Genomic DNA, 15,812 nt, shown 5'->3' with positions numbered 1-15,812 from the left:
CTCCCGGGGTCCGGGGGAACGGCTGCACTATGAGCCGGATGTGATGTGTCGTCACCAAGTCACCTGCTTGTCTCTAAGGCTGCGAATGCGCCGGGACATCCGTGGACTCCCCGACGCGAACTGCCATCCTGCCGCATGCGGTTCGGCATGCGGCGCGGGGCTCGGAGGGGGAACGCCGCACGGCCGCCTCCCGGGGGAGACGGCCGTTTCACGGAGTGCTGGTGTGACAGGTGAGCAGCGCGAAGGCCGGCCTTGCGCGCGCCTAGGTACGCCTCAGTGCGCCTTCTGCGCCAATCGCAGCAGATGGTCGGCGAGCGCCTGGCCGCCCGCCGGGTCGCGGCTGATGAGCATCAGCGTGTCGTCGCCCGCGATGGTGCCGAGGATGTCGTGGAGCTCGGCCTGGTCGATGGCCGAGGCCAGGAACTGGGCGGCGCCCGGCGGGGTGCGCAGGACGACGAGGTTGGCGGAGGCCTCGGCGGAGATGAGGAGTTCGCCGGAGAGGCGGCGCATCCGCTCCTCCTTGGCCGACTCGCCCAGCGGTGCCCGTGGCTTGCGGTCGCCGCCCTCGCTGGGCACCGCGTAGATCAGCTCACCACCGGTGTTGCGGATCTTGACCGCGCCCAGCTCGTCCAGATCGCGGGAGAGCGTCGCCTGGGTGACGGACAGGCCGTCGTCGGCGAGCAGCTTGGCGAGCTGGCTCTGGGAGCGGACCGGCAGCCGGTTGAGGATGTCCACGATCCGGCGGTGGCGGGCGGTGCGGGTCTGCGGTACGGCCTGGCCGCCGTTCTGCGCCTCGTTGTCCTGCGGCTCGTTGTCCTGCGGCTCGCTCATCGTTGTCGTCAGTCTCCGGCTCGTTGTTCCCCGTCGGCCCCTTGGCGGACCGTGTTCAGGACGCCCGGGAGCTTGTGGAGGAACACTTCCGCTTCGTCGTCGGAGACGATCAGCGGCGGGGCGAGCCGGATGACATCCGGCGCGACCGCGTTCACCAGGAGGCCCGCGTCCTGAGCCGCCTGCTGCACCTGCGGCGCGAGCGGCTCCGTCAAGACGATACCCAGGAGGAGGCCCGCACCGCGGACCTGTCTGATCAATGGGTGGCCCAGGGCCTCGGTCCCCTTCCTCAGCCGCTCGCCGACCCGCTCGACGTTCTCCAGGATGCCGTCCGCCTCGATGGTGTCCAGGACGGCGAGGGCGCCGGCACAGACGACCGGGTTGCCGCTGAACGTCGAGCCGTGCGAACCGGGCGTGAGCAGCTCGGCCGCCCGGCCGAAGGCCAGCGTCGCACCGATCGGCAGACCGCCGCCCAGGCCCTTGGCGAGGGTGATGATGTCGGCCTCGACGCCCTGCGCCTGCGACTCCAGCCAGTGCCCGGTACGGCCGATGCCGGTCTGGATCTCGTCGAGGACCAGCAGGGTGCCGGTGGCGGCGGTGATCTCGCGGGCGGCCCGGAGGTAGCCGGGCGGCGGGACGATGACGCCGTTCTCGCCCTGGACGGGCTCCAGGATGACGAAGGCGGTGTCGGTGCTGACGGCGGCGCGGAGGGCCTCGACGTCCCCGTACGGGACGTGGTCGACGTCGCCGGGCAGCGGTGCGAACGGCGCCTGCTTGGCGGGCTGGCCGGTGAGGGCGAGGGCGCCCATGGTGCGGCCGTGGAAGCCGCCGGCCGTGGAGACCATGTGGCGGCGCCCGGTCAGTCGGCCGATCTTGAAGGCGGCCTCGTTGGCCTCGGCGCCGGAGTTGGAGAAGTAGACCCGGCCGGGGCGTCCGGCCAGCGCGAGCAGCCGCTCCGCGAGGGCCACGGTGGGCTCGCTGACGAAGAAGTTCGAGACATGGCCGAGGGTGGCGACCTGGTCGGAGACGGCGCGGACCACGGCGGGGTGGGCATGGCCGAGGGCGTTGACCGCGATGCCGCCGAGGAAGTCGAGGTACTCGTTGCCGTCGGCGTCCCACACCTTGGCGCCCTCACCGCGGACGAGCGGGATACGGGGGGTGCCGAAGTTGTCCATCATGGCGCCCTGCCAGCGCCCGGTGAGGCCCTTGTTGGTCGCCGGCCCGTGGCCGTGTGCCGCGTCGCTCATGTCGCCCCCTCGATCGTGTTCGCGTCCGGCACGACCATCGTGCCGATTCCTTCGTCGGTGAAGATCTCCAGCAGGATCGAGTGCTGGACCCGCCCGTCGATGACCCGTGCCGTGTGGACGCCGTTGCGGACGGCGTGCAGGCAGCCCTGCATCTTGGGGACCATGCCGCTGGCCAGGTCGGGCAGCAGCTTCTCCAGTTGGGTGGCGGTGAGGCGGGAGATCACCTCGTCGCTCTGCGGCCAGTCCTCGTAGAGGCCCTCGACGTCGGTGAGCACCATCAGCGTCTCGGCGCCGAGGGCGGCGGCCAGGGCCGCCGCGGCGGTGTCGGCGTTGACGTTGAAGACTCCGGAGGCATCGTCCTCGTCGCTGCTGCGGGCGATCGAGGAGATGACCGGGATCCGGCCGTCGTCCAGGAGCGCCTGGACCGCGCCGGGGTCGATGGCGGTGATCTCGCCGACCCGGCCGATGTCCACCCGCTCGCCGTCGATATCGGCGTAGTGCTTGGTCGCGGCCATCAGATGGGCGTCCTCGCCGGTCATGCCGACGGCCAGCGGACCGTGCTCGTTGAGCAGGCCGACCAGCTCACGCTGCACCTGGCCGGCCAGCACCATCCGCACGACGTTCATCGCCTCGGGGGTGGTGACCCGCAGGCCGCCCTTGAACTCCGACTCCAGGCCGAGCAGGTCCAGCTGGGCGCTGATCTGCGGGCCGCCGCCGTGCACGACGACGGGGCGCAGTCCGGCGTGCCGCAGGAAGACCACGTCCTGGGCGAAGGCCCGCTTGAGCTCCTCGTCGATCATGGCGTTGCCGCCGAACTTGATGACGACGGTCTTGCCGTGGTGCCGGGTCAGCCAGGGCAGCGCCTCGATCAGGATGCGGGCCTTGGGGAGCGCGGTGTGCTTACGGGCATTCATGCGTCGGCCTCACTTCTCCCCACGCTTCGCGCGGGAGGTACCCCCGGGCGGGCTGTGTGCACAGCACGCGCCCCTGAATGACTTGCTCGCTGCGCTCGTTCATGAGGAGTACGCGCTGTTCTCGTGGACGTAGTCGGCGGTCAGGTCGTTGGCCCAGATGACCGCGGACTCGGTGCCGGCGGCGAGGTCGGCGGTGATGCGTACCTCCCGGTAGCGCATGTCGACCAGTTCGCGGTCCTCCCCCACCGAGCCGTTCTTGCAGACCCAGATGTCGTTGATGGCGACGTTCAGCTGGTCGGGCTCGAAGACGGCGGAGGTGGTGCCGATGGCGGAGAGCACCCGGCCCCAGTTGGGGTCCTCGCCATGAAGGGCGCACTTGAGGAGGTTGTTGCGGGCGATGGAGCGGCCCACCTCGACCGCGTCGTCCTCACTGGCCGCGCCCACGACCTCGATCCTGATGTCCTTGCTGGCGCCCTCGGCGTCCCCGATCAGCTGCCGTGCCAGGTCGTCGCAGACCGCGCGCACCGCCTCGGCGAACGCGGCGGTGTCCGGTACGACGCCGGAGGCGCCGGAGGCGAGCAGCAGCACCGTGTCGTTGGTCGACATACAGCCGTCGGAGTCGACCCGGTCGAAGGTGGTACGGGTCGCGGCCCGCAGCGCCGTATCGAGGCCGGCGGCCGGCACGTCGGCGTCGGTGGTCAGCACGACGAGCATGGTGGCCAGGCCCGGAGCGAGCATGCCGGCGCCCTTGGCCATCCCCCCGACGGTCCAACCGTCCCGCGTGACGACCGCGGTCTTGTGCACGCTGTCGGTGGTCTTGATGGCGATGGCGGCCTTCTCGCCGCCGTGCTCGGTCAGCTCGGCCGCGGCGCGGTCGATGCCGGGCAGCAGCTTGTCCATCGGGAGCCGCAGGCCGATCAGCCCGGTGGAGGCGATCGCCACCTCACCGGCGTTGAGCCCCAGCACCTCGGCGGCCTGCTCCGCGGTGGCGTGGGTGTCCTGGAAGCCGAGCGGGCCCGTACAGGCGTTGGCCCCACCGGAGTTGAGGACGACGGCGGAGACCGTGCCGCCCTTGAGGACCTGCTCGGACCAGACGACCGGTGCGGCCTTGACGCGGTTGGAGGTGAAGACACCGGCGGCGGCCAGCCGGGGACCGTTGTTCACCACGAGGGCGAGGTCCGGGTTGCCGTTCTCCTTGAGCCCGGCGGCGATGCCCGCGGCCGTGAACCCTTGTGCTGCCGTGACGCTCACTGCTTCTTCTCCTCCATCGCTTCGCCGGCCCCGCCGGTCACGCCGTGCTGCCCCAGGTCCGTCCGTGTCACGGAGCGACCCCGACCTTCGGAAGCCCCGTCTCCTCGGGGAGACCCAGGGCGATGTTCATGCTCTGCACCGCGCCGCCCGCGGTCCCCTTGGTGAGGTTGTCGAGGGCGCTGATCGCGATGATCCGGCCGGCCGCCGCGTCGAAGGTCACCTGGATCTGGGCGGTGTTGGACCCGTACACGGCGGCGGTCGACGGCCACTGGCCCTCGGGCAGCAGCTGGACGAACGGCTCGTCGGCCAGCGCCTTCTCATACGCGGCCCGTACGGCGGCGGTGCCCACGCCGGGCTTCGCCTTCGCCGAGCAGGTGGCGAGGATGCCGCGCGACATGGGGGCCAGGGTCGGGGTGAAGGAGACGCTGATCCGCTCACCGGCCACCGCGCTCAGGTTCTGGATCATCTCGGGGGTGTGCCGGTGCCCGCCGCCGACGCCGTACGGGCTCATCGAGCCCATGACCTCGGAGCCCAGCAGATGCGGCTTGAGCGCCTTGCCGGCGCCGGAGGTGCCGGTGGCCGCGACGATCACGGCCTCGGGCTCGGCGAGCCGGTCCGCGTACGCGGGGAACAGGGCGAGCGAGACGGCCGTGGGGTAGCAGCCAGGGACCGCGATGCGCCGGGTCCCCTGGAGTGCGCCGCGGCCCCCGGGCAGCTCCGGCAGGCCGTACGGCCAGGTGCCCGCGTGCGCCGAGCCGTAGAACGCCTCCCAGTCGGCGGCGTCGCCGAGCCGGAAGTCCGCGCCGCAGTCCACGACGAGCACGTCGGGCCCGAGCTCCTCGGCGACCGCGGCGGACTGGCCGTGCGGCAGCGCGAGAAAGACGACGTCGTGCCCGGCCAGCACCTCCGAGGAGGTCGGCTGGAGCTCCCGGTCGGCCAGCGGCGTCAGATGCGGTTGCAGCGCACCCAGGCGCTGCCCGGCGTTGGAGTGCCCGGTCAGCGCGCCGATCTCCACCTCCGGGTGCCCCAGAAGCAGGCGCAGCACCTCACCACCCGCATACCCGCTCGCACCGGCCACTGCTGCTCGTACCGTCATGGACCTCTCCTCCTCGATGGCATGACTATACGGATAGCGGCAGTTTTATGCAATGAGGTGTGGTCGAGGCCCCGCTTCGGTGGGGCTCGGGCTTCAGCGGGCCCATGAGGGATGTGGCTACTCGGGTGGGCACTCGCGGTGGTCCCCAGGGCAGGCGGGCGGGTCGGCACTCCGGCCGAGGTTGGCACTCGGTGACGGCCGGACCTCTTGTTCGCCTGATGATCACGGGTTAAGGTCCCCGGGCACGTATCGGGGGATCATGGCAGGTGGGGGATATGGCAGACGATATCGACGCGGCAGTGACGGGCGCGGGCGCTGTCGGGCAGGCACTTGCGGCTGTGGCGCTGGTGGCGGCACTCGGTGTCGGTCTGTGGACGGTCGGGGAGCCGTCGCCGCCTCCGGACAGCGACCCGCCGCCCGCCACGTGCTCGGGCGGGGAGCCCGAGAAAGCGGCGGGTGCGCCCGGAAAGACGCCTCGGCAGGTCTCCGGGGCGCAGCTGTGCAAGGCGTTGAACCGCCCCGACCTCGCTGAACTGCTCGGCACACCGGGGGAGGCCGCGAAGACCGCCGGCGGCAGCGGCAGCTCCACCAGGCTCGGCAACGGCAAGGAGATCGCCACTCCCTCGGCACAGGTCGAGTTCGGGACCTACACCGTGAACCTGTCGGCCACCTACGACCGTCATCCGGTGGCCGGATCCGCCGGACTCCTGGGGGAGGGCGCGCGGCAGCGGAAGGTTCTGGGCCGCCCGGCGGTCATCTACGCGGACCGCACCCTCCGCATCAGCTTCCGCCTCGACGGGAAGGACAGAGCCGGCGGTCCCGGCGTCCCGGCCCGCACCGTCACCGTGGCCCGGGACGCGAAGGACAGCGGCGGCTCCTTCGAGGTGTCCCTGTGGCGCGCGGACGGCGCGGTGCCGGACGACGCGGTGCTGCTCCGCGTCGCCGAGAAGGTGCTGCCGACGGTCCCGTGGTGGGCTGCCGGCGCATGACGGCCCGGCCGAGCGCCTGAGGGTGCCGGCATGGCAGCGGGCGGCTCCCCCGCCGGTCGGCCGGGCTTCGCGAGAAGCGAAGGGCGGCATCCGCCCGAGGCCTCCACCCGAGGCCGGCCCCGGCCGACGGCCTTGAGGAGCCCGCCTGGCGGAGCTCGCCTCATTCGGCCACCGTGGGCTCGCGCGCCGTGCCGGACCGCAGTGTCGTTGACACCGGATGCGTGCCGGTGCTCAGGGCACGGCGGCATCAGGCGCTCAGCCAGGAAAAGGACCGGGCATGCTCATATCGGGATTCCTCGCGGGTCGTCGGCGGTTGGCCGCGGCCCTCGCCGCGTCGGTGATCAGCTCGATGGTGTTCAGCGTGCCGGATCCCGCTCCGGCTGCCACCCGGTCGTCTTCGGTGCCCGCCCCGCAGCTGGACTGGAGACCGTGCGCCCAGGACAGAGCGTTCGACTGCGCGACCGCAAAGGTCCCGCTGGACTACCGCAGGCCCGGTGGTCGCACGATCGAGCTGGCAGTCGTCAAACGGAAGGCGACCGGCCCCGGAAGCCGCATCGGCACCCTGTTCTTCAGCCCCGGCGGCCCCGGCGGCCCCGGGACGGTGCAGATGCCGCAGGTGTACAAGCACTTCCCGCAGCAGGTACGGGAGCGGTTCGACATCGTCAGCTGGGACCCCCGGGGAATCGGCAACAGCACGGCGGTGAACTGCTTCGACAGCCCCGAGGAAGCCGACGCCTGGACTGCCGGCAGACCGGCCGGCTTCCCGGTGGGCGCACAGCAGCGGATGACCTGGATCGCTGCCTACCGAGATCTGGCCCGGCGCTGCCACCGGCATGACCCCGAGCTTCTGCGCCATGTGTCGACCGCCGACACCGCACTCGACCTCGACCAGCTCCGCCGGGCCGTGGGCGACCCGCAGCTCACCTTCCTCGGCGCCTCCTACGGCTCGTTCCTGGGCTCCGCCTACGCCAACCTCTTCCCCGGCAAGGTCCGCGCCATGGTCCTCGACAGCAACATCGACCCGCAGGCCTGGACGAACCACGCCTCGCCCGGCGACCCCCGGCTCCCGATCTTCCTGCGCATGGGCTCCGACCTCAGCGCGGCCACGACGCTGGAGAAGTTCCTCACCCTGTGCGGCTCCACCACCACCGCCCGCTGCGCCTTCTCCGCCGGCAGCCCCAAAGCGACCCGGGACAAGTTCGACCGGCTGATGCAGCGCCTCCGGAAGCATCCGCAGGGTACGTGGACCTACGGCGGCACCGTCGGCGATGCCGTGTACTCCCTCTACACGGTCCACCCCGGATGGACGGACCTCGCCGCCAGGCTCCAGGACCTGTGGCAGGGAGGCGTCCCGCCGCCCACCCCACCCCAGCCGGTGGTTCCGTACCTCGGCGAGGAACAGGCTGCTGCCGTGCTCTGCTCCGACAGCCCCAATCCGCGTGACCCCGGTGCGTACCACGCCATCGAGACGGCCAGCGCCCTCCGTGCGGGCGACGCCGGACGCTTCTGGTCCTGGGCCGCCGAGCCGTGTGCCACCTGGCCGGCCCTGGCCGCCAACCGCTACACCGGCCCGTGGAACAACCCCACGGCGCACACCATCCTGTTGGTCGGCACCACCGACGACCCCTCCACTCCGTACCGGGACTCCCAGGCATTGGCCAAGGAACTGGCCCACGCCCGCCTGCTCACCCATCACGGGTACGGGCACACCGAACTGATCAACCCCAGCAGCTGCGTCGGCGACCACGAGAGCCGCTACCTCATCGAGGGCACCCTCCCGCCGGCCGGAACGACGTGCCGACAGGACACGCCCCCCTTCGCCGCCACCAGGCCACAGGGCGGCGTGGCCACCGGCGGCGGGGCGATGGCCGGCATCGCCTCCTGAGTCCGGTACCGAGTCCGGTGCGGGGAGTCCGGTGCGGGCAAGGCCGGCACGCAAAGGATGTGGGGGCCGGCACGCAAAAGATGCTGTGGCCGGCCCTCGCCCCGTCGGGCGAAGACCGGCCACAGCATCCATGAGCGGGCGCCTGTGTGCGGACGCCGCTCAGCAGTCCGTGGTGCAAAGCCGCCGGGGGCGGCAGGTCAGGAGCGCGGTCAGCGGGTCTGCTCGTCCCGGGCCGCCGTCTTCTCCTTGATGCGGGCCGCTTCCTTGCGGACCTCGGCCTGCGTGGCGCGTTCCTGCTGGAGCCACTCGGGACTTTCCTGCTTCAGGGCGTCGATCTGCTCCGTGGTGAGCGGCTCGGTGACCCCGCCGCGCGCGAGGCCCGAGATGGAGATGCCCAGCTTCGCCGCGACCACCGGCCGGGGGTGCGGGCCGTTGCGTCGCAGCTCCTGGAGCCACTGGGGCGGATCGGCCTGGAGCGCGTTCAACTCGGTGCGCGAGACGACACCCTCCTGGAACTCGGCGGGGGTGGCCTCGAGGTACACACCCAGCTTCTTCGCCGCGGTTGCGGGCTTCATCGTCTGGGTGGTCTGGTGCGACGTCATGTGTCAAGGGTATCGAGCATGTGCGCTACTGCCGACCACGACCGGTAACCTGGCGGAGTGACTGGCTCGGAAGAATCCCCTGCGTTCCGGCTCGCGTACGTCCCGGGGGTGACGCCCACGAAGTGGGTGCGGATCTGGAACGAGCGACTGCCCGACGTCCCGCTGGCCCTTGTGCCGGTGTCCGCCGCCGACGCCTTCGACCTGCTGCGGGACGGCGGCGCCGACGCGGGCTTCGTGCGGTTGCCGGTCGACCGGGAGGATCTCAGCGCGATCCCCCTCTACACCGAGACGACGGTGGTCGTGATCCCCAAGGACCACCTCGTGACGGCGGTCGACGAGGTGTCCGCGGAGGATCTGGCCGACGAGATCGTGCTGCACCCCCTCGACGACACCCTCGACTGGGAGCGCCCTCCGGGCCGGCCCGCGAACGAGCGCCCCGCCACCACCCTGGACGCCGTCGAACTGGTCGCGGCAGGAGTGGGACTCCTCGTCGTCCCGCAGTCCCTCGCCCGTCTGCACCACCGCAAGGACCTCACCTACCGGCCGGTCGCGGACGCTCCCGCGTCACGCGTCGCGCTGTCCTGGCCGCAGGACGAGACCACCGACCTGGTCGAGGACTTCATCGGGATCGTCCGCGGGCGGACCGTCAACAGCTCACGGGGGCGCCGCCCCTCCCCGGCCCCGGCACAGCCGAAGGCCAAGCGTCCCGAGACGGGCGGCGCCCGGCGCAAGCCCGCGGCCGGCAAGCCGGCCGGCAACGGATCACGCAGCGGTTCCGGCGGCCGGAGCGGTTCCGGTGGCGCCAAGGGCGGCAAGGGCGGTACGCGGGGCAAGCCTCGCCGCCGTTCGTAGCTCTGCCACTGCTGTTCGCCGCTCCCCCGCCCGCACCGCTGTTCGCAGCTCCCCCGCCGCCGTGTGCGGCACCCGGCGCACCCGGCACCCGGCACCGCGCTGCCCGCACGCTCGGCGCACCCGGGCACGGCAGCGCCGCCCCGGGCCGGGGCGGCGTGTCGCTGTCGTTCGTCAGGCATGCTGCGGAAGCTCGTCCTTCATCGACGACCTGATCTGTTCCCGCAGCTCCGGGCTGTCCGTGTGCCCATGGACGGATATCGCGTGCTCGCCGGCGGCGCGGAGCACTTCCTCCTCCTCGCCGGAGATGACGAGGGTGCAGTTCATCTCGCTCGGGTAATCCCGGCAGTCGATCTTTTTGCGCATGGGGCACCTCCTCCACCCCCAGTGTCGGCCGGTGCCGCCGGCCGCCGTATACGGCGAATCCCGTATGGCGCGCGGGGTGGCCGGCCTGCTGGAGTGAGAGAGGACGAGGAGGAGGTGACAGCCATGACGGCCTCCGCCGGGGTGAGCCCCGGCGCCGCGGTGGACGAGGACCGGGTGCAGCGGTTCCTGGAGAAAGTGATCACCGACACCGGCGCCGCGGTCGCCGGTCTGTGCACCTCGCTCGGCGACCGCCTCGGTCTGTACACGGCCATGGCCGGCGCCGGTCCGCTCACCTCGGCACAGCTCGCCGCCCGTACGGGACTGGTCGAACGCTATGTGCGCGAATGGCTGGCCGCCCAGGTCGCCGGGGAGTACATCAGCTACGCGCCCGGCACCGACACCTACCTCCTGCCCGACGAGCACGCCGCCGTCCTGGCGGCCCCGGATCTGCCGACGTACGCGGCGGGCTTCTCCACGCTGCTCCAGGCGATCTACGCCACCGAGGACACCCTCATGGAGGCCTTCCGCACCGGCGAGGGCGTCGGCTGGGAGGAACACAGCCCGGCGCTGTTCGCCGGCAGCGCGAAATTCTTCCGCCCCGGCTACGCGGCCTCGCTGGTACCGGAGTGGCTGACCGCGCTGGACGGCGTGGTGGAGAAGCTGGAGCGCGGTGCCCGGGTCGCGGACGTGGGATGCGGCTACGGCTACTCCACGGCGCTGATGGCGCAGGCCTTCCCCCGGTCGCACTTCGACGGCTTCGACTTCCACGGCCCGTCCGTCGAAGCGGCCCGCGGCCTCGTGGCCGAGCAGGGACTGGACGACCGGGTCAGCTTCGAGGTCGCCACCGCCCAGGACTTCCCCGGCGAGGACTTCGACCTGATCACGTTCTTCGACTGCCTGCACGACATCGGCGATCCGGGCGGCGCGCTGCACCACGCCGAGCAGGCACTGGCCGACGGCGGAACCTGCATGGTCGTCGAGCCGAACGCCTCGGCCAACGCGCAGGAGAACGCCAACCCCATCGGCCGGGCGCTGACCGCCGCCTCGGTCGCCGTCTGCCTGCCGTCCGCGCTGGCCCAGCACGGACCGCAGGCACTGGGAAACCACGCGGGTGAGGAGGCGATGCGGCAGATCGCCGACGAAGCCGGACTCCACCACTGGCGACTGGCCGCGAAGAGCCCCGTCAACCGCGTCTATGCCGTCGGGCGCTGAGGCGCCTGACGCGCCCGGCCGGTCTTCCCCCGGCCGGCCGGGTGGCCCTCGCTTGACGGGCCCCTGCCCCCTCGGCACGCTGGAAACATGAGCACGGCCGCGGAGGCCGGCCTGCGGCGCATTCTCGCCGTCGTGGACCTTCTGATCGATGCCGTCGACGAGGAGACCCTGGTTCCGGCACTGCTCCCGCTGCTGCTCGGCGCCGTTCCCGGCGACAGCATCGTCTGGTCCCCCCGCGCCGGCTCCGCCGAGCGGCCGCTCACCCTCCCCGCCGGTCTGCTGACCCCGGACGTGCGGGACGCGTTCGCGCGCGAATCGGCGGCGGACTCCCTGGTCACCCACACCACCCTCGGCCCCGGCACCCCGATGCGCCGCTCGACCCTCCAGACCCGCAGCGAATTCCATGCCCTCGCCGCCTACCGCGACGTCTACCGCCCGTTGGACGCCGAGCAGCAGCTAGCGATGTCGTTCCCCGCGGGCTACGCCGGCGGTGTACCACGGAAGGTCTGTGTGGCGATCAGCCGCAGCGGCAGCGACTTCTCCGACGACGATGTGGCGGCCGCCGCCCTGCTGCGCACCCGGCTCAGCCACGTCCTCAACCGGCTCGCCCCGCAGTCGCCTCCGCCCTCCCCCGTCACCCGCCGCGAATCCGCCGTACTCGCCCTGCTCGCCCGCGGCCTGACGAACCAGCAGATCGCGCACCGGCTGGCGATCAGCCCGCGCACCGTCGACAAGCATCTGGAGCACGCCTACGCGAAGCTGCGGGTGGGCGGCCGGGTCGAGGCGGCGAACGCGTGGCTGACCCGCGGTCGGACGGCGGTACGGAGCGCGCTGTGACGACGGCAGTGAGCGCGCCGGAGGGCCCCTCCGGCGCGCCGGCTTCGCGGCGGCTCAGTCGTCGAGCCTCTCCGGGTCGGCGGCCATCGACTCCCAGAACTCGGCATGGGCCCGCTCGTGCAGCACACCCAGCCGCAGCACCCGTGCGCGCGAGCGCTGCCGGGAATCCTCCGACGGATCGAGCGCAGCGCGCAGCGACGCATAGTGGGCGAGCAAGGTGCGGTGGCGTTCCGCCTGTTGCGTGGCGAGGGCGACGATGTCCGAGGGGTCACCGAGGTCGGCGAAGAAGAGCTTCAGCTGCGCCGGGTCACGGGTTTCCGCCTCGGCCGTGTCCGGGTCGGCCAGCCAGCGCTCCAGTGCGGCGCGGCCGGCGTCGGTGAGGTGGAAGATCCGCCGACGGCGGCCCGCCGTCTCGGTCTCCTCCCGCAGCAGCCCGGCCCGCGCCAGCTCCGGCGGGATCCGGTACAGCTGCGCATGGAGGATCGGCCAGAAGGGCTGGATGTCGTCCTCGACCCGGGCCTTGAGCTCGTACGGCGTCATCGGCCCGTGCCGGGCGATCAGACCGAGCACGACATATCTCGCCGGGCTGTACTCCGCCATCGCCGCCCCTCGCTCCCCTTGACATCTTCTCAATGAGACCATAACTTCCCTCCCGTTGGGACGATATCAATGAGATGGTTGGACATTCGACGGGCTGCGGATCGTCGGCCGGCCGGGGAGGCGAAGTGGTTGTGAGAGACGGAAGCCATGCGGGAGATCTTCGGGCGACGGAGGAGACAGGAGAGACGGGAGAGACGGGAGAGGCTACGGGGGCGAGGGCTTCCGCGGGCGTCGGTGTGCACCCGTACGTCCATCCGGAACTGGCCGGTGTCCTGGCCGCGTTGCCGGAGGGGCCGGAGAATCCGTACACCGACATCGAGGCGACCCGCGCCTCCTTCCGGGCGCTGATGGCACCGCGGATGCCCGCACACGACCCCCGGGTCGGCATCCGGCAGCTGTCCGTCCCCGGGCCGGACGGCAATCGCATCGACGTGCAGGTACTGCGCCCCGCCGGGGCCGCGGGCCTCCTGCCGGGGGTGCTCTACCTCCACGGGGGCGGCTTCGCGTACGGGGAGTTGGACGGGCCCAGCCCCATGGCGCGCGACGTCTGCGCCGCCGTCGGTGCGGTTGTGGTCAATGTGCACTACCGGCTGGCGCCCGAGCACCGGTATCCCGCGGGCGTCGAGGACTGCTACGCCGTCCTGGAATGGATGGCCGCGGCCGCCGGTGAACTCGGCCTCGACGCCGGACGGATCGCCGTCACCGGAGCGTCCGCGGGCGGCGGTCTGAGCGCCGCCCTGTGCCTGATGGCCCGCGACCGCCGGGGGCCGCGGATCGCCTTCCAGAGCCTGCTCGTTCCCTGTCTCGACGACCGGGGCGGCACCGCGTCCCTGCGGCGCGTCACGGACCGGCGCATCGTCAACGGCGACGGCATCCGGCACACCTGGGACACCTACCTGGGCCCCGGCCGGGGCGCCGAGGTCCCCGCGTACGCGGCGCCCGCCCGCGCCACCGGCCTCTCGGGCCTCCCGCCCGCCTACCTCCTCACCTGCGGCCTCGACCCCCTGCGCGACGAAGGGCTCGACTACGCCCGCCGCCTGATGGAGGCGCAGGTGGCCGTCGAGGTCAGGGACGTCCCCGGCGCCTGGCACTTCTTCGAGGCGTACGCCCCGCACAGCGCTCTGGCCCGGCGGACCACCACGCACTGGCTGGACGCGCTGCGCACGGCGCTGACGGAGGGCTGCGGGTAACGGAGAGCCGCGGGGAGCGGAGGGCCGGGGGCAACGGAGGGCCGCGGGGAGACGTCCGGACCGCGCCCTGGGCCGATGAGTTTCCGTGCGCACCGGCGTCCACCCGTTGTACAGAGATTCCGGGCGCCGCGGCGCCGTCCGACGGGAGAACCCCTCATGACCACCGACATCGCACGCAAAGCGGACGAGGAACAGATCCGGGAGCTGCTGGAGGACCGGGCGGCCGCGACGACGGAGCGGGACGCACGACGGTTCCTCTCCTCCTGCGCGCCGGACATGGTGGACTTCAGCCTCGCTCCCCCGCTCCAGTACAAGGGGCCGGAGGCGCTGGACCAGCAGGCCGTCGAGGCCTGGTACGCGACCTGGAACGGACCGATCGAGGTGTCGCTGACCCAGGTCGAGATCACGGTCGGCGACGATGTCGCCTTCAGCCACAGCATCAACCGGATGCACGGAACGAAGAGCGACGGCTTCGAGGTGGAGCTGTGGAGCCGGGCCACCGTCGGCCTCCGCAAGATCGGCGGAACCTGGACGGTCACGCATACGCACAGCTCGGTGCCGTTCTGGATGGACGGGTCGGGACGGGCCGCCCTGGACCTGAAGCCGTAGCACGCTCGGGCGTGCGTGGCGCGCCGTAGCGGTCCGCGCCCTCAGCGGGGCAGGGCGTGGCGCCGGTAGGTGACCTGGTTGTGGCGGACGTGGGTGACCTCGACGGCCAGGTGGCGGTCCGGACCGAGGGGGAAGTGCGCGGTGCAGCGCACTTCCGCGTACGGCACGGGCCGGAGGTCGCCGGAGCAGCGCACCGCCTCCGGCCCGCCGCGGAAGGGCAGGGTCAGCTGGCCGCTGAGCGTTCTGGCGATCTCGGTGCGCGGCACGGTGTGGGTGCCGCCGTCGACCTCGCTGGTGGCCTCGCGGGCACGGAGATGGACGGCGGCGAGCGCGAGCACGCCCGCCGTGGCGAGGGCCGTGACGAGGCCGATGACCAGGGCGCGCAGTGACGGATGCGCGGTCACCGCCGTCAGCTCCGGGTGTCGCGGGGGCGCCGGCGGCGGAGGGCTCCCCAGCCTGCCGCGGCCAGCAGCAGCACACCGGTCAGGGTGGTGGCCGTCCCGCCGGTGCCGGCCGCCCCGCCGGCGCCGGTGTCCGCACCGCCCTGGGGCACGGCCTCGTCGGCGCCACCGGAGACGATCATGGTGCCGGTGAGCGTCTTCCGGCCGTCGCCGGATTCCTCACCGCGCTCTTCGGCACGTCCGTGGCCGTAGCCGTCCGCCTTGCCTCGTGCCCCGCCGCGCTCCTCGTCGCCCGCCCGGCCGGGGTCCAGGGCGCTCTGCCGGGCTCCGGAGGTGCCGCCGCAGGTGAGGGTGACCTGGTAGGAGCCGGGCGCGGTACCCTCCGGCACGATCGCGGTGCCACTGATCTCGCCGCTCTGGGCGGACAGCTGCATCGCGGGGATGTCCGCGTCGTCGAAGGTGGCCTCCGCGGTGTCCCCCTGGCAGCTGCCGCCGTCGGAGACGGAGAACCCGGCGCCCGGTGCCACCGGGTCGGGCTGAACGACCACGGCCTGCGCGGTGTCCGCAGCGGACTCGGTCCCCGTCCCGGTGGCGGCGTCAGCACCCTCGCCCTCGCCGAACAGCATGACGGGCACCACCAGGGCGCCGGCCGCCAGCGCGTACAGAGCAATGTGGCGTATGTGCATAACCCGAGAGAAGCGCCCGGCCCGGCGGTGCGCACCTCGATGGTGCCCCGCGCCCGGGGCCAACTGCCGCGGATGGCCTCGGCCGCCACCTCTTTCCGCAGGTCACAAGGGTGCGTACGCCCCGGGCGGCGGAACGGGCGGGATGGGCTTTCCGGGTGGTGCACACACCGACGGTCCCGGCACACCCCCCCGCGACGGCGGCATCACGGCCTCACTCATGACCGCGGCTGCCCGCAAGACCCTGGCCCCG

Annotated in this window: 17 protein-coding genes; 7 read left to right on the top strand and 10 right to left on the bottom strand. The window is 72.4% G+C overall.

The window, feature by feature from the left end; translation table 11 throughout:
* Window positions 1-273: 273 nt before the first annotated feature.
* The 5 genes from IF67_RS0118960 to argC all read right to left on the bottom strand — a co-directional run bounded on the left by IF67_RS0118960 (window position 274) and on the right by argC (window position 5,336).
* Window positions 274-831, bottom strand: a complete 558-nt coding sequence (locus IF67_RS0118960; RefSeq protein ID WP_030987163.1) for an arginine repressor — start codon at window positions 829-831, stop codon at window positions 274-276.
* A gap of 8 nt (window positions 832-839) precedes the next feature.
* Window positions 840-2,075 carry an acetylornithine transaminase gene (locus IF67_RS0118955; protein WP_030987161.1) on the bottom strand — a complete coding sequence of 412 codons (1,236 nt, stop codon included), beginning with the start codon at window positions 2,073-2,075 and terminating at the stop codon, window positions 840-842.
* Window positions 2,072-2,989 (bottom strand): acetylglutamate kinase, encoded by a 918-nt coding sequence (argB, locus tag IF67_RS0118950; RefSeq protein ID WP_030987160.1) that lies wholly within the window; start codon window positions 2,987-2,989, stop codon window positions 2,072-2,074. The genes IF67_RS0118955 and argB overlap by 4 nt, the downstream gene beginning before the upstream one ends.
* 99 nt (window positions 2,990-3,088) lie before the next feature.
* Window positions 3,089-4,240, bottom strand: a complete 1,152-nt coding sequence (gene argJ / locus IF67_RS0118945) for a bifunctional glutamate N-acetyltransferase/amino-acid acetyltransferase ArgJ (protein ID WP_030987158.1) — start codon at window positions 4,238-4,240, stop codon at window positions 3,089-3,091.
* Window positions 4,241-4,307: 67 nt separating this feature from the next.
* The gene (argC, locus tag IF67_RS0118940) at window positions 4,308-5,336 is read right to left on the bottom strand and encodes an N-acetyl-gamma-glutamyl-phosphate reductase (RefSeq protein ID WP_030987157.1); all 1,029 of its coding nucleotides are present in this window, start codon (window positions 5,334-5,336) and stop codon (window positions 4,308-4,310) included.
* 275 nt (window positions 5,337-5,611) lie between these two features.
* On the opposite strand from argC, the gene IF67_RS0118935 reads away from it, so the two are divergent.
* Both IF67_RS0118935 and IF67_RS45750 read left to right on the top strand, forming a co-directional pair.
* Window positions 5,612-6,325, top strand: a complete 714-nt coding sequence (locus IF67_RS0118935; protein WP_030987155.1) for a DUF6215 domain-containing protein — start codon at window positions 5,612-5,614, stop codon at window positions 6,323-6,325.
* Window positions 6,326-6,602: 277 nt separating this feature from the next.
* Window positions 6,603-8,210 carry an alpha/beta hydrolase gene (locus IF67_RS45750; RefSeq protein WP_030987153.1) on the top strand — a complete coding sequence of 536 codons (1,608 nt, stop codon included), beginning with the start codon at window positions 6,603-6,605 and terminating at the stop codon, window positions 8,208-8,210.
* A gap of 209 nt (window positions 8,211-8,419) precedes the next feature.
* Here IF67_RS45750 and IF67_RS0118925 read toward each other — a convergent pair whose 3' ends face one another.
* A complete protein-coding gene (locus IF67_RS0118925; RefSeq protein WP_030987151.1) occupies window positions 8,420-8,812 on the bottom strand; it encodes a DUF5997 family protein in 393 nt (130 codons plus the stop codon).
* 57 nt (window positions 8,813-8,869) lie between these two features.
* Here IF67_RS0118925 and IF67_RS0118920 point away from each other — a divergent pair, with 57 nt between their 5' ends.
* Window positions 8,870-9,664, top strand: a complete 795-nt coding sequence (locus IF67_RS0118920) for a LysR family substrate-binding domain-containing protein (RefSeq protein ID WP_030987150.1) — start codon at window positions 8,870-8,872, stop codon at window positions 9,662-9,664.
* 171 nt (window positions 9,665-9,835) lie between these two features.
* Here IF67_RS0118920 and IF67_RS0118915 read toward each other — a convergent pair whose 3' ends face one another.
* Entirely contained in the window at window positions 9,836-10,027 is a 192-nt protein-coding gene (locus tag IF67_RS0118915; protein ID WP_030987148.1) for a DUF1059 domain-containing protein, read from the bottom strand.
* A gap of 123 nt (window positions 10,028-10,150) precedes the next feature.
* On the opposite strand from IF67_RS0118915, the gene IF67_RS0118910 reads away from it, so the two are divergent.
* On the top strand, window positions 10,151-11,239 hold the full coding sequence (locus tag IF67_RS0118910) for a class I SAM-dependent methyltransferase (protein WP_030987146.1): 1,089 nt from the start codon (window positions 10,151-10,153) through the stop codon (window positions 11,237-11,239).
* A gap of 87 nt (window positions 11,240-11,326) precedes the next feature.
* Window positions 11,327-12,076: a helix-turn-helix transcriptional regulator gene (locus tag IF67_RS0118905; RefSeq protein WP_030987144.1), complete on the top strand. Its 750-nt coding sequence runs from the start codon at window positions 11,327-11,329 to the stop codon at window positions 12,074-12,076.
* Window positions 12,077-12,130: 54 nt separating this feature from the next.
* Here IF67_RS0118905 and IF67_RS0118900 read toward each other — a convergent pair whose 3' ends face one another.
* Window positions 12,131-12,676 carry a PadR family transcriptional regulator gene (locus IF67_RS0118900; protein WP_030987142.1) on the bottom strand — a complete coding sequence of 182 codons (546 nt, stop codon included), beginning with the start codon at window positions 12,674-12,676 and terminating at the stop codon, window positions 12,131-12,133.
* A gap of 236 nt (window positions 12,677-12,912) precedes the next feature.
* On the opposite strand from IF67_RS0118900, the gene IF67_RS0118895 reads away from it, so the two are divergent.
* On the top strand, window positions 12,913-13,866 hold the full coding sequence (locus tag IF67_RS0118895) for an alpha/beta hydrolase (protein ID WP_030987140.1): 954 nt from the start codon (window positions 12,913-12,915) through the stop codon (window positions 13,864-13,866).
* A gap of 156 nt (window positions 13,867-14,022) precedes the next feature.
* The gene (locus IF67_RS0118890) at window positions 14,023-14,475 is read left to right on the top strand and encodes a YybH family protein (RefSeq protein WP_030987138.1); all 453 of its coding nucleotides are present in this window, start codon (window positions 14,023-14,025) and stop codon (window positions 14,473-14,475) included.
* Window positions 14,476-14,516: 41 nt separating this feature from the next.
* On the opposite strand, the gene IF67_RS0118885 is transcribed toward IF67_RS0118890, so the two are convergent.
* Window positions 14,517-14,879 carry a hypothetical protein gene (locus IF67_RS0118885; protein WP_030987136.1) on the bottom strand — a complete coding sequence of 121 codons (363 nt, stop codon included), beginning with the start codon at window positions 14,877-14,879 and terminating at the stop codon, window positions 14,517-14,519.
* A gap of 5 nt (window positions 14,880-14,884) precedes the next feature.
* Window positions 14,885-15,562, bottom strand: a complete 678-nt coding sequence (locus tag IF67_RS0118880; RefSeq protein WP_030987134.1) for a putative Ig domain-containing protein — start codon at window positions 15,560-15,562, stop codon at window positions 14,885-14,887.
* Window positions 15,563-15,812 lie beyond the last annotated feature (250 nt).

Source organism: Streptomyces sp. NRRL S-1813 (assembly GCF_000719605.1).
Classification (GTDB): domain Bacteria; phylum Actinomycetota; class Actinomycetes; order Streptomycetales; family Streptomycetaceae; genus Streptomyces; species Streptomyces decoyicus.
The sequence above is the reverse complement of the archived record's forward strand: the minus strand, read 5'-3'. Positions and strand labels throughout refer to the sequence as shown.

Excerpts from the sequence above, each read along its gene's own strand:
- IF67_RS0118955 (WP_030987161.1), bottom strand. The coding sequence starts at position 2,075 with ATGAGCGACGCGGCACACGGCCACGGGCCGGCGACCAACAAGGGCCTC.
- IF67_RS0118935 (WP_030987155.1), top strand. The coding sequence starts at position 5,612 with ATGGCAGACGATATCGACGCGGCAGTGACGGGCGCGGGCGCTGTCGGG.
- IF67_RS0118905 (WP_030987144.1), top strand. The coding sequence starts at position 11,327 with ATGAGCACGGCCGCGGAGGCCGGCCTGCGGCGCATTCTCGCCGTCGTG.
- IF67_RS0118890 (WP_030987138.1), top strand. The coding sequence starts at position 14,023 with ATGACCACCGACATCGCACGCAAAGCGGACGAGGAACAGATCCGGGAG.
- IF67_RS0118910 (WP_030987146.1), top strand. The coding sequence starts at position 10,151 with ATGACGGCCTCCGCCGGGGTGAGCCCCGGCGCCGCGGTGGACGAGGAC.
- IF67_RS0118900 (WP_030987142.1), bottom strand. The coding sequence starts at position 12,676 with ATGGCGGAGTACAGCCCGGCGAGATATGTCGTGCTCGGTCTGATCGCC.
- IF67_RS45750 (WP_030987153.1), top strand. The coding sequence starts at position 6,603 with ATGCTCATATCGGGATTCCTCGCGGGTCGTCGGCGGTTGGCCGCGGCC.
- IF67_RS0118925 (WP_030987151.1), bottom strand. The coding sequence starts at position 8,812 with ATGACGTCGCACCAGACCACCCAGACGATGAAGCCCGCAACCGCGGCG.
- IF67_RS0118880 (WP_030987134.1), bottom strand. The coding sequence starts at position 15,562 with ATGCACATACGCCACATTGCTCTGTACGCGCTGGCGGCCGGCGCCCTG.
- IF67_RS0118915 (WP_030987148.1), bottom strand. The coding sequence starts at position 10,027 with ATGCGCAAAAAGATCGACTGCCGGGATTACCCGAGCGAGATGAACTGC.
- IF67_RS0118960 (WP_030987163.1), bottom strand. The coding sequence starts at position 831 with ATGAGCGAGCCGCAGGACAACGAGCCGCAGGACAACGAGGCGCAGAAC.
- argB (WP_030987160.1), bottom strand. The coding sequence starts at position 2,989 with ATGAATGCCCGTAAGCACACCGCGCTCCCCAAGGCCCGCATCCTGATC.
- argC (WP_030987157.1), bottom strand. The coding sequence starts at position 5,336 with ATGACGGTACGAGCAGCAGTGGCCGGTGCGAGCGGGTATGCGGGTGGT.